We start from the raw sequence: 12559 nt of genomic DNA, 5'->3' as shown, positions 1-12559 counted from the left end.
GTGGCGCTTACTGTACCCGACTACTCTCATGCGGGAGCATGGGTGGTAGCCGTGCAGTGATCGATGGTGGGGGTAGGGCTGGTGGCTGAGATGCCGACGGATACCGAGCGCAGGCGCGTACTGATCGCCGAGGACGAGGCGCTGATCCGGCTGGACCTCGCCGAGATGCTGGTCGAAGAGGGCTACGAGGTGGTGGGGGAGGCCGGTGACGGTGAGACCGCCGTCCGCCTGGCCGAGGAGTTGAAGCCCGACCTGGTCATCCTCGACATCAAGATGCCGATCATGGATGGGCTGGCCGCCGCCGAGCGCATCGCCGGTGCCCGGATCGCCCCGGTGATCATCCTGACCGCGTTCAGCCAGCGCGACCTGGTGGAGCGGGCGCGGGCGGCGGGCGCGATGGCGTACCTCGTGAAGCCTTTCCAGAAGAGCGACCTGGTCCCGGCGGTGGAGATCGCGCTGTCGCGCTACTCGGAGGTCGCGGCCCTGGAAGCCGAGGTCGCGAACCTGACCGACCGTCTGGAGATCCGCAAGGCGGTGGAGCGCGCCAAGGGCGCGCTGATGACCACGTACGGGATGACCGAGCCGCAGGCGTTCAAGTGGATCCAGCGCACGGCGATGGACCACCGGATGACCATGAAAGAGGTCGCGGAGCGGATCCTCGCGGAGACCGCTGGCGGCGAGGTGACCCTGCCGGCCTCCTGATCGGCGTCGACTCGTGTCGCGGCGGATGGGGGTGGTGCTCGGCGTTCTCGCCGTGCTCGTGACCGCCTGCGGGTCCTCGGCCTGTCCCGACTGCGAGGAGCCGCGACCGGTCCGGCCGGCCTGGCAGTCGGTGGACCTGCCAATTACGCCGGGTGCGCCGGGTCGACCGGTGCTGCGCGACGCCACCGCCTGTGCCGGCCGGTGGTACGTGGTCGGCGGCGTGGTCGATCTGGCCGGGGAGACCCGCCCGGCCGCCTGGAGCAGCCCGGATGCCATTTCCTGGGTGCCGCTGCCGACGGCGCCGGTGACGTTCTACGGCCAGCAGCACGTGCTCTCCGCGGCGGCCTGCCGGGACGGGCGGCTGGCGGCGGTCGGGGCGAAGAACGGGGGCGCGCACGGCAATCCCCGCACCGGCACCTGGCGGCAGGCGCCGGACGGCACGCTGCACGAGGTGGATGCGCCCTTCGAGCGGTACGCCGGACCGCGCGCGGTCAACGTGGCCCGGCTTGCGGCGGGGCCGCAGGGCTGGCTGATCGCCGGTAGTCGGATCGACGGTGCGGCGGTCTGGATCTCCCCGGACGCTGCCGGGTTCGCGCTGGTGGAGGGCGCACCGGAGCTGGCCGGTGACGAGCGGGGGCGGACGGCGGCGTACGACGCGGTCGCCGTGCCGTCGGGCTGGCTGGTGGTGGGTGCGCTGCTGCCGCCCGGGGGTACCGCGCTGGTGCCGCTGGCTTGGTCCTCGGCGGACGGCCGGAGCTGGCGGCGGGCCGCCCTGCCCGTGGTGGACGGGCGGGGGCAGGCGCAACGGGTGGCGGTGCTTGGCGACGTGCCGGTGGCGGTCGGGTCGGTGCGGGCCGGATTCGGCAGTTGGCGGCTGACCACGCAGGGCTGGCGGCCGGCGGGCGGATTCGGGGCGGCCGGAACGGGTGTGGCGTCGGCGGCCGGGCTGGTGGCCGTCGGGCAGGGGTTGGTGGCGGTGACGAGGGACGGGGACCGTCACGGACTGTGGCTCTCGGTCGATGTGGGCGAGTCATGGCGGGCGATGACCATGCCGCAGCCGGTACCGGACAGCGGGGACACCGCGGTCGCGGTGACGTCGACGGGAGATCGACTGCTGCTGGTGGCGGACGATGGAAAAACGTCGCGTGCCTGGTGGGCGGGGGTATCCGACCTCGATCGGTAGGTGGCGGAAGGCCCCTGACCGCCTCCGACGAAACAAAGGTGAAAGAGCTTCACGCCCGAAGGTTCTTACAGGGATCGTTTCGAATCCGCCACGGCGTGTAACGGTTCGGTCAACCCGCTCGCTTGGGGCTTACGTCACAGCTTCACGGTGGGATAACGTCCGGCCCCAGACCGGCGACGACGGTCTGGTTCGTCCGCCCCCGCAAGGGCCAATAACCAGCGGGTGGTTCGGACCATGGGACGAGGAGGGTTCGGGCCTTGAGGCAGAAGCTCGCGCGTGTGATCGGTGGGGTCGCCATGGTGGCGCTCGTCGCCGGCGGAACCGCATGCTCCAGTGGCGAAGAGACGGCAGCCGGCGGTGACGCCTGCGGCAGCAAGATCGCGTTCTTTGGCGCGCTGACCGGCAGCTCCGCCGCGCTCGGCATCAACGAGAACAACGGTGTCAAGCTGGCCGTCGACAAGTACAACAAGGAGAACGCCGACTGCAAGGTCGAGCTGGCCGCCCTGGACTCGCAGGGCAGCCCCGACCAGGCGCCCGGTCTGGCGCAGAAGGCGATCGACGACACCAAGATCCTTGGCATCGTCGGCCCGGCGTACTCGGGTGAGTCCGAGGCGGCCGGCCCGCTGTTCAACGAGGCCGGTTTGGTGACCATCACCCCGTCCGCGACCCGGCCCAGCCTGGCCGACCAGAAGTGGAAGACCTTCTTCCGCGCGGTCGGCAACGACTTCAGCCAGGGCCCGGCGGCCGGCAACTACATGAAGAACGTGATGAAGGCCGACAAGGTCTACGTCATCGATGACCAGTCCGCGTACGGCGCCGGTCTGGCCGACGAGGTCAAGAAGGTCCTCGGCTCGGCGGTCGTCGGCTCGGACAAGGTCCAGGGCGAGGGCAAGCAGACCGAGTTCTCCGGTGTGGTCACCAAGGTCAAGGCCGCTGGCGTGAAGGCGATCTTCTACGGCGGTTACTACCAGGAGGCCGGCCTGATCCGTAAGCAGCTCACCGCTGCCGGGGTCACCGCGCCGCTGGTCGCCGGCGACGGCGTCAACGACGGTGCGTACATCACCTCCGCCGGTCAAGCGGCAGCCGAGGGCACCATCCTCACCTGCCCGTGCCAGCCGGCCGCCGAGGCCCGGGGCACGTTCGTCCAGGAGTTCAAGGCGCTTCACGGCACCGACCCGGGCACCTACAGCGACACCGCCTACGACGCGGCGAACATCCTGCTGGCCGGCATCAAGGCTGGCAAGAACACCCGTGAGGGCCTGCTGGAGTTCGTGAAGGGCTACAGCGGCGAGGGTGTCGCGGCGAGCTACAAGTTCGTCGAGAGCGGCGAGCTGGACCCGGCGCAGGTCAAGGTCTGGGCCTTCAAGGTCACGGGCGGCAAGGTTGTCCCGGACCAGGAGATCCCCAAGTCCTGATGTTGGTCGCTGCTACGGCGATTGAGTTGTGATCGCGGGTGCGGCCGGGAGCTGCTCGCTCCCGGCCGCGCCCCATTTTCCTCTCCAGACGTGATGGAGCGTCCCTCCCTTGGACTTCAATGGACTGTTCTCCAACTTCGGAGAACTCACCACGACCGGCTTGACTCAGGGCGCGATCTACGCCCTCGTCGCGCTGGGCTACACGCTGGTCTACGGCGTGCTGAGACTCATCAACTTCGCTCACTCCGAGGTGTTCATCGCCGGCGCGTTCGCGGCGATCTGGACCTGGAACGGTTTTGGACTCGACCAGAACTCGCAGGTCAGCGGGATCGGCTCGATCCTGTTCTACCTGCTGGTGGCAGTGATCGTCGCCGCTATCGCGTCGGCGGGCACCGCGACCGTGATCGAGCGGGTGGCGTACCGGCCGTTGCGTAAGCGCAACGCCCCGCCGCTGGCCTTCCTGATCACCGCGATCGGCGCCTCGATCGCGATCTCCGAGGCGTTCGGCATCTGGACGCGCCGACTGCCCGAGGGCGCGCCGAGTCTGGTGAGCAGCAAGCCGCTGTTCCACGTCTTCGGCGTACCGATCGACGCGGTGCAACTGCTGACGATCGGCGCGGCGCTGCTGATGATGGTCCTGCTGGACTTCTTCATCAACCGCAGCCGAACCGGCCGGGGCATCCGTGCCGTGGCCCAGGACGCCAACACCGCCGCGCTGATGGGCGTGAACAAGGACCGGATCATCCTGACGGTCTTCATCACCGGTGGCGCCATGGCCGGTGTGGCCGGTCTGCTCTACGACGTGCGGATCCAGACCCTGACCTACAGCGTCGGCTTCCTGCTGGGGCTCAAGGCGTTCACCGCGGCGGTGCTCGGCGGCATCGGCAACCTGCGCGGGGCGCTGGTTGGTGGCCTGCTGCTGGGCGTGGTGGAGAACTACGCCGCCGGCCTGTTCGGCAGCCAGTGGAAGGACTTCGCCGCCTTCGCGGTGCTGGTGGTGCTGCTGATGTTCCGGCCGACCGGTCTGCTGGGCGAATCGCTGGGGAGGGCACGGGCATGACGACCGTCCTGGAGAGGGTGCGCTCCGGCCGCGAGGCGGCCGGGCAACGGTGGCACACCGCGCCGCGCTGGGTGCGCTGGGCGCTGCTGGTCGCGGTGATCGCGTTCTTCTACGCGTTGCCGAACAAGGAGTTCTACCAGTACCTCGGGCCGATTCCGACCCCCGGTGCGAACTTCACGCAGGTGCTCTTCACCGTCTCGATCTACGTGCTGCTGGCCGTCGGGTTGAACATCGTGGTCGGTTTCGCCGGCCTGCTCGACCTGGGCTACTTCGGCTTCTTCGCCGTCGGCGCGTACACCGTCGCGGTGTTGACCTCGCCGAGCAGCAACGTCAAGACGCTCTGGCCGTGGCTGCTCGTGGTGCCGCTGGCGATCGGGATGACCATGCTTTCGGGCGTGATGCTCGGTACGCCGACGCTGCGCCTGCGCGGTGACTACCTGGCGATCGTGACGCTCGGCTTCGCCGAGATGATCCGGATCGCCGCGGTCAGCTCGGACTTCCTCAAGGGCCAGCGGGGCTTCAACCAGATCCCGCACCCGCCCGGCAAGTACGCCGACGGCAAGCCGTTCTTCGGCGTGCTGGACGCCCGGCCGTACTACTGGCTGGTCCTCACGCTGATCATCGTGGTGGTGATCGGGGTGCGGAACCTGACGCACAGCCGGGTTGGTCGGGCCTGGATCTCGATCCGGGAGGACGAGGACGCCGCGCAGCTGATGGGCGTGCCGACGTTCAAGTTCAAGCTCTGGGCGTTCGCCTCGGGTGCCGCGATCGCCGGCCTGGCTGGCGCGCTCTTCGCGGGTAAGCAGAACTTCGTCAACTCGCAGAACTTCGAGCTGCTCAACTCGATCATCATTCTGGCAGCGGTGATCTTCGGTGGCTCGGGCAACATCGTCGGCGCGATCGTCGGCGGTGGCCTGGTGGCGTACATGATCGAGCGGTTCCGCGGCATCGAGTTGTTCGGCGTGGAGCTGTACGAGTACCGGTTCCTCATCTTCGGGCTGGTCCTCGTGGTGATGATGATCTTCCGGCCGGAGGGCCTGATTCCGAACCGACGACGGGCGGCGGAGTTCAAAGACCGTCGCAAGGAGGTGATCGTCGGTGAGTGACACCGATCAGACGCCGGCTGTTCCGGCGCAGGCCGGCGCGCCGGCGATGGAGGCGGTCCCCGACCGGGAGCCGCTGCTGGAGGTCGACAACGTCACGCTGCGCTTCGGCGGCGTGGTCGCGCTCGACAACGTCAACTTCACCCTCTACAAGGGGGAGATCCTGGGGTTGATCGGCCCGAACGGGGCTGGCAAGACCACCTGCTTCAACGCGATGACCGGCATCTACCAGCCCACCCAGGGTGAGATCCGGTTCCGCGGCGGCAAGATCAGCGGCAAGAAGCGCCACCAGATCACCCAGATGGGCATGGCCCGGACGTTCCAGAACATCCGGCTGTTCCCCGAGATGACCGCCCTGGAGAACGTCCAGGTCGGCGCGGACGCGCACCACAAGACCAGCGTGATCTCCGCGCTGTTCCGGCTGCCCCGGCACCGGCGCGAGGAGCGTGAGGGGCGGGAGAAGGCCGAGCGGCTGCTGGAGTTCGTCGGCATCCGGCACCGGCTGCACGAGTTCGCCCGCAACCTCTCCTACGGGGAGCAGCGGCGGTTGGAGATCGCCCGGGCGCTGGCCACCGATCCGGTGTTGCTCTGCCTGGACGAGCCGGCCGCCGGCTTCAACCCGGCGGAGAAGGAGGAGCTGCTCCAGCTCATCCGGCAGGTCCGGGACACCGGCGTGACCGTGCTGCTGATCGAGCACGACATGCGCCTGGTCATGGGCGTCACCGACCGGATCGTCGTGCTGGAGTTCGGAAAGAAGATCGCCGAAGGGCTGCCCGCCGATGTGCGGGACAACCCGAAGGTGGTCGCGGCGTACCTGGGGGTGCCGGACGATGTTGCTTGAGATCGACGATGTGAGCCTGCTCTACGGGCGGATCCAGGCGTTGCACGGCATCAGCCTGACCGTGGCCGAGGGGGAGATCGTCGCGCTGATCGGCGCCAACGGCGCCGGGAAGTCGACCACCATGCGGGCGGTCTCCGGTATCCGGCCGATCGCCACCGGCAGCATCCGTTTCGAGGGCGAGGACATCTCCAAGCTCCGGGCGGACCTGCGGGTCCGGCGGGGGCTCTGCCAGGCGCCCGAGGGTCGGGGGATCTTCCCCGGCATGTCGGTGCTGGAGAACCTGGACATGGGGGCGTACACCCGGCGCGACCGGGCCGGGATCGCCCAGGACCTGGCCCGGGTGCTCGATCTCTTCCCCAGGCTGGCGGAACGACGTAAGCAGGCCGGGGGTACCCTCTCCGGCGGCGAGCAGCAGATGCTGGCGGTCGGCCGGGCGCTGATGAGCCGGCCCAAGCTGCTGTTGCTCGACGAGCCCTCGATGGGGTTGGCGCCGATGCTGATCCAGCAGATCTTCGACATCATCAAGGAGATCAACGAGCAGGGCACCACCGTCCTGCTGGTGGAGCAGAACGCGCAGCAGGCGCTGGCCCGAGCGCACCGGGCGTACGTGCTGGAGACCGGCAGGATCGTCAAGAGCGGAACCGGTGCCGAGCTGCTGCACGACCCGGCGGTCAAAGAGGCATACCTCGGCGTGGCCTGAGCGGCCGTCACACCCCTCACGCAAGGAGTGCAGAGACATGTTCAATACCAACGGTGCCCGGCGGGCGGCGCTCGGCGCCGCCAGCGCGGCGCTGCTCGCCCTCTCGCTGACGGCGTGTGGGGAGAAGGAGAACACGGCCCAGCCCGGTGCCGGCCCGACCGTCACGGCGGCGGCCGACTCGGCGCTGGCCGGGAAGGTGCCCGACACCATCAAGGCCGACGGTGTGATCAAGGTCGGCACCGACTCGACGTACGCCCCGGCGGAGTTCCTCGACGCCGACGGCAAGACGGTGGTCGGGTTCGACGTCGAGCTGTTCAACGCGGTGGCGCAGAAGCTCGGCCTCAAGGCCGAGTACCAGTCGTCGCCCTTCGACTCGATCCTGCCCGGTGTCGATTCCGGTAAGTACGAGATCGGCGTGTCGTCGTTCACGATCAACGCCGAGCGGCTCAAGAGCGTCAACATGGTGAGCTACTTCGCCGCCGGTACCCAGTGGGCGACCAAGGCCGGCAACCCGGCCAAGATCGACATTGACAACGCCTGCGGCAAGAAGATCGCCGTGCAGACCGGCACCGTGCAGTTCGACGACATCACCGCCCGGTCGAAGAAGTGCACCACCGGCGGCAAGCCGGCGATCACCATCGACCAGTACCAGGCGCAGAGCGACGCCACCGCCGCCGTGGTCAGCGGCAAGAACGACGCCATGCTGGCCGACTCCCCGGTCGGGGCGTACGCGGTGAAGCAGAGCAACGGCGCGCTGGAGCTGGTCGGCGACATCTACGAGTCGGCCCCGTACGGCTACGCCGTCAAGAAGGACCAGACCGCGTTCGCCGAGGTGCTCAAGGAGGCCGTCCAGGCGGTCATCGCCGACGGCACGTACGAGACCGCGCTGAAGAAGTGGGGCGTCGAGGGCGGCGTCATCACCACCTCGGCGCTGAACCCCGCCAACTGACGCATGTCGTCGGAAACGGACACAACCGAGCGGGCACGGCCGGAACCCATCCAGGCCGTGCCCGTCCGGCATCCCGGGCGTTGGGTCGCGGTTGCCGTGATCGGGGTGCTGGTGGCCATGTTCGTCCACCTGCTGGTGACGAACAAGGCGTTCAACTGGTCGTTCATGGTCGACGAGATGTTCCGGCCGCCGATCATGGAGGGACTGCGCGGCACGCTCGCGCTGACCGTGCTCGCGATGCTGATCGGCGTCAGTCTCGGCGTCGTCATCGCCATCATGCGGCTGTCGGAGAACCCGATCCTGCGCGGCGTCTCCTGGGCGTACACCTGGTTCTTCCGGGCGGTGCCCCGGCTGGTGCTGGCGATCCTCTTCGGCAACCTCGGCATCCTCTGGGCCCGGATCGAGTTCGGGCTCCCGTTCGATCGGCAGCTCGGGGCGCTCTTCGGCGTCGACAACTTCGAGGCACGCCTCTTCGGCTTCTCCGCACTGGAGATCCTCACCGGGTTCGTCGCCGGCATGCTGGCGCTCGGGCTCTCCGAGGCGGCGTACATGGCCGAGATCGTCCGGGCCGGGATCCAGTCGGTGGACGAGGGGCAGACCGAGGCGGCGCAGGCGCTGGGCCTGAGCCGTACCCAGATCCTGCGCCGCATCGTGCTGCCGCAGGCGATGCGCGTGATCATCCCGCCGACCGGCAACGAGACCATCGCGATGCTCAAGGACACCTCGCTGGTGGCCTTCGTGCCGGTCTCTACCGAGCTGTTCTTCCAGCTCAAGGCCGTGGGTAACCGGACGTTCCAGGTATTCCCGATGTACGTGGCGGCGTGCCTGTGGTATCTGCTGCTGACCAGCGTGCTCCTCGTCGGTCAGTACTACCTGGAGCGGCACTTCTCCAGGGGGTTCGGCAAGAGCGCCCAAGCGAAGATCAGACTGCGCGGGATCGCCGCGGAGACCGGCGGCAGCGTGAGCGAGGCGGGTCGGTGATGACTCAGGCGACGACATCGGCGGGGGCCGGGCAGACGACCAGCGACGGCGTGATGGTCCGGGCCGAGCAGGTGCACAAGTCGTTCGGACCGATCGAGGTGCTCAAGGGCATCGACCTGGAGGTCCGCAGCGGCGAGGTTTGCTGCCTGCTCGGGCCCTCCGGCTCGGGCAAGTCGACGTTCCTGCGCTGCATCAACCACCTGGAGAAGATCAACGCCGGCCGGATCCGGGTGGACGGCGACCTGATCGGCTACCGGGAGCGCGGCGGCAAGCTGCACGAGATGCGGGAGAAGGAGATCGCCGCCCAGCGCCGCGCGATCGGCATGGTGTTCCAGCGGTTCAACCTCTTTCCGCACATGACCGCCCTGCAGAACGTCGCCGAGGCGCCGGTGCTGCTGCGCCGGGAGCGCAAGGCCGCGGCCCGGGACCGGGCCGCCGCGCTGCTCCAGCGGGTCGGGCTCGGTGACAAGCTGGGCAGCTACCCCGGGCAGCTCTCCGGTGGGCAGCAGCAGCGGGTGGCGATCGCCCGGGCGTTGGCGATGCAGCCGAAGCTGATGCTCTTCGACGAGCCCACCAGCGCGCTGGACCCGGAGCTGGTCGGCGAGGTGCTAGACGTGATGAAGGACCTGGCCCGCGACGGCATGACGATGATCGTGGTGACCCACGAGATCGGCTTCGCCCGGGAGGTCGGCGATTCGCTGATCTTCATGGACGACGGGGTGGTGGTCGAGTCCGGCGCGCCGCGCGAGGTGATCGCCAACCCCCGGCACGACCGGACGAAGGCGTTCCTGGCCAAGGTGCTCTGAGCCGTACCCGGCGCGGTCGTCCGACGGCCGCGCCGGGTGCCGTGCCGGTGTCCCGGTCTGTCGTAGTGGCGGGCTAGAGTCGCTGCCGTGACAGCTACGACGCCGCGCCTGCTCCTCGTCGACGGACATTCCCTGGCATACCGGGCCTTCTTCGCCCTGCCGGTGGAAAACTTCTCCACCACGACAGGTCAGCCGACCAACGCGGTGTACGGCTTCACCTCGATGCTGATCAACGTGTTGCGCGACGAGCAGCCCACCCACATCGTCGTGGCCTTCGACGTCTCCCGTCATTCCTTCCGCACCGACAGGTACGCGGAGTACAAGGCCGGCCGCAGCGAGACCCCGACCGACTTCAAGGGTCAGGTCAGCCTGGTCAAGGAGGTCCTGGCCGCGCTGCAGATCCCGGTGGTGGAGAAGGAGGGCTTCGAGGCCGACGACGTCATCGCCACGCTCGCCTGCCAGGCCCGCGACCAGGGCATGTCGGTGCTGATCAGCAGCGGTGACCGGGACGCGTTCCAGCTGGTCGGCGACCAGGTCACCGTCCTCTACCCGCGCAAGGGCGTCTCCGACCTGGCCCGGATGGACCCGGCGGCGATCGAGGCGAAGTACGGCGTCGGGCCGCAGCAGTACCGGGACCTGGCCGCGCTGGTCGGCGAGACCAGCGACAACCTGCCCGGCATCCCGGGCGTCGGCCCGAAGACCGCCGCCAAGTGGATCACCACCTACGGCGGGGTGGAGGGCGTGATCGCCCGCGCCGACGAGATCAAGGGCAAGGCCGGCGACAGCCTGCGCGAGCGGCTCGCCGACGTGATCCGCAACTACGAGATCAACCGCCTCATCACCGACCTCGAGCTGCCGCTCCGCCCGGAGGACACCCGCTGGACCGGTTGGGACCGGGAAGCGGTGCACCAGGTCTTCGACACCCTCGAGTTCCGCATCCTGCGCGACCGTCTCTACCAGTACCTGGAAGCGGTCGAGCCGGAGGCCGAGTCCGGGTTCGACCTCACCGGCGAGGTGCTCACCGAGCCCGGCGCGCTGGCCGGTTGGCTGACCACGCACGCCCCGACCGGCACCCCGGTCGGGTTGGCGGTCAAGCTCGACACCGGCCCCAACCGCCGGCACAGCGCCTCGATCACCGGTCTGGCGCTGGCCACCGCCGGGGTGCGGCGGCCTGGGTCGACCCGGCCGGGCTCGACCCGACCGACGAGGGCGCCCTGGCCGGCTGGCTGGCCGACGCGCAGCGACCCAAGGTGCTGCACGACAGCAAACCGGCCGTGCTGGCCTGCGCCGCGCACGGCTGGCACCTCGCCGGCATCGTCCGGGACACCCAGATCGCCGCGTACCTGGCCCGCCCCGATCAGCGGTCCTACGACCTGACCGACCTGGCACTGCGCTACCTGCACCGGGAGCTGCGGGTGGACGTTCCGGAGTCCGGCCAGCTCACCCTCGACGGGCTGGGCGACGAAGGCGTGGTCGAGCAGAACCTGATGCTCCAGGCCCGGGCCACCCTCGACCTGGCTGACGCGATCGACGCGGAGCTGTCCCGCGACGGCGAGCAGTCCGCCCGGCTGATGGCCGGGGTGGAGCTGCCGCTGATGCGGGTGCTCGCCGGCATGGAGAGCACCGGCATCGCCGCCGACACGGATTATCTGTCCGAGTTGGAGGCGCACTTCGCCGCCGAGGTGAAGGCCGCCGCCCAGGGCGCGTACGAGGCGGTGGGTCGGGAGTTCAACCTCGGCTCGCCCAAGCAGTTGCAGGAGATCCTCTTCACCGAGTTGAGCCTGCCGAAGACCAAGAAGATCAAGACGGGTTACACCACCGACGCCGACGCTCTGCAGTGGCTTTACGCGCAGCAGCCGCACCCGGTGTTGGCCCACCTGCTGCGCCACCGGGACGTGGCCAAGCTCAAGTCGACCGTCGACGGTCTGCTCAAGTCGGTCTCCGACGACGGCCGGATCCACACCACCTTCAACCAGACGGTGGCGGCCACCGGTCGGCTCTCCTCCACCGAGCCCAACCTGCAGAACATCCCCATCCGCACCGAGGAGGGCCGGCGGATCCGTCGGGCCTTCGTGGTGGGGGAGGGCTACGAGTGCCTGCTCACCGCCGACTACAGCCAGATCGAGATGCGCATCATGGCGCACCTCTCGTCGGACGACGCGCTGATCGAGGCGTTCAACTCGGGTGCCGACTTCCACGCCGTCACCGCGTCGTCCGTCTTCGGGGTGCCGGTCGACGCCGTCACCGCGGACCAGCGTCGCAAGATCAAGGCCATGAACTACGGCCTGGCGTACGGGTTGAGCGCGTTCGGCCTGTCCCAGCAGCTCAACATCGGCACCGACGAGGCGCGCGGGCTGATGGAAAACTACTTCGCCGGCTTCGGCGGGGTGCGCGACTACCTGCAGCAGGTGGTGGCCCGGGCACGCCAGGACGGCTACACCTCGACCATCCTGGGTCGCCGCCGCTACCTGCCCGACCTGGTCAGTGACAACCGGCAGCGCCGTGACATCGCCGAGCGGATGGCGCTCAACGCCCCGATCCAGGGCTCCGCGGCCGACATCATCAAGGTGGCGATGCTGCACGTCGACACCGCGCTGGGCGAGGCCGGGCTGCGCTCGCGGATGCTGTTGCAGGTGCACGACGAACTGGTCTTCGAGGTCGCCCCTGGTGAGCGGGAGGCGTTGGAGGCACTGGTCCGGCGGGAGATGGGCGGGGCGTACCCGCTGTCGGTGCCGTTGGAGGTGTCGGTCGGCTTGGGCCGGGACTGGAACAGTGCGGATCACTGATCTTTCGTTGGTCGCGGCGGCTCACCCTCGGCG

General features: G+C 69.0%; 10 protein-coding genes and 1 pseudogene. All 11 read left to right on the top strand.

Features of this window, described 5'->3' with window-relative positions:
• Positions 1-81: 81 nt before the first annotated feature.
• The 11 genes and pseudogenes from PCA76_RS23365 (at position 82) to polA (ending at position 12526) form a co-directional block, all read left to right on the top strand.
• The gene (locus PCA76_RS23365; RefSeq protein WP_272612612.1) at positions 82-702 is read left to right on the top strand and encodes an ANTAR domain-containing response regulator; all 621 of its coding nucleotides are present in this window, start codon (positions 82-84) and stop codon (positions 700-702) included.
• A 13-nt stretch (positions 703-715) separates the two neighbouring features.
• The gene (locus tag PCA76_RS23360; RefSeq protein ID WP_272612611.1) at positions 716-1885 is read left to right on the top strand and encodes a hypothetical protein; all 1170 of its coding nucleotides are present in this window, start codon (positions 716-718) and stop codon (positions 1883-1885) included.
• 257 nt (positions 1886-2142) lie between these two features.
• Complete coding sequence (locus PCA76_RS23355; protein WP_272612610.1) at positions 2143-3300, top strand: branched-chain amino acid ABC transporter substrate-binding protein; 1158 nt, start codon at positions 2143-2145, stop codon at positions 3298-3300.
• Positions 3301-3409: 109 nt separating this feature from the next.
• Positions 3410-4360: a branched-chain amino acid ABC transporter permease gene (locus PCA76_RS23350; RefSeq protein ID WP_272612609.1), complete on the top strand. Its 951-nt coding sequence runs from the start codon at positions 3410-3412 to the stop codon at positions 4358-4360.
• On the top strand, positions 4357-5466 hold the full coding sequence (locus PCA76_RS23345) for a branched-chain amino acid ABC transporter permease (RefSeq protein WP_272612608.1): 1110 nt from the start codon (positions 4357-4359) through the stop codon (positions 5464-5466). The genes PCA76_RS23350 and PCA76_RS23345 overlap by 4 nt, the downstream gene beginning before the upstream one ends.
• A 46-nt stretch (positions 5467-5512) precedes the next feature.
• Positions 5513-6304: an ABC transporter ATP-binding protein gene (locus PCA76_RS23340; RefSeq protein ID WP_272619548.1), complete on the top strand. Its 792-nt coding sequence runs from the start codon at positions 5513-5515 to the stop codon at positions 6302-6304.
• Positions 6294-7004 (top strand): ABC transporter ATP-binding protein, encoded by a 711-nt coding sequence (locus PCA76_RS23335; RefSeq protein WP_272612607.1) that lies wholly within the window; start codon positions 6294-6296, stop codon positions 7002-7004. The genes PCA76_RS23340 and PCA76_RS23335 overlap by 11 nt, the downstream gene beginning before the upstream one ends.
• Positions 7005-7041: 37 nt before the next feature.
• Positions 7042-7953: an ABC transporter substrate-binding protein gene (locus PCA76_RS23330; RefSeq protein WP_272612606.1), complete on the top strand. Its 912-nt coding sequence runs from the start codon at positions 7042-7044 to the stop codon at positions 7951-7953.
• 3 nt (positions 7954-7956) lie between these two features.
• Positions 7957-8934 carry an amino acid ABC transporter permease gene (locus tag PCA76_RS23325; protein WP_272612605.1) on the top strand — a complete coding sequence of 326 codons (978 nt, stop codon included), beginning with the start codon at positions 7957-7959 and terminating at the stop codon, positions 8932-8934.
• Positions 8934-9740: an amino acid ABC transporter ATP-binding protein gene (locus PCA76_RS23320; protein ID WP_336298016.1), complete on the top strand. Its 807-nt coding sequence runs from the start codon at positions 8934-8936 to the stop codon at positions 9738-9740. The genes PCA76_RS23325 and PCA76_RS23320 overlap by 1 nt, the downstream gene beginning before the upstream one ends.
• An 87-nt stretch (positions 9741-9827) precedes the next feature.
• A pseudogene (polA, locus tag PCA76_RS23315) lies at positions 9828-12526 on the top strand (DNA polymerase I).
• Positions 12527-12559: the final 33 nt, after the last annotated feature.

It is taken from the genome of Micromonospora sp. LH3U1, from assembly GCF_028475105.1.
Taxonomy (GTDB): Bacteria; Actinomycetota; Actinomycetes; order Mycobacteriales; family Micromonosporaceae; genus Micromonospora.
The sequence above is the reverse complement of the archived record's forward strand: the minus strand, read 5'-3'. Positions and strand labels throughout refer to the sequence as shown.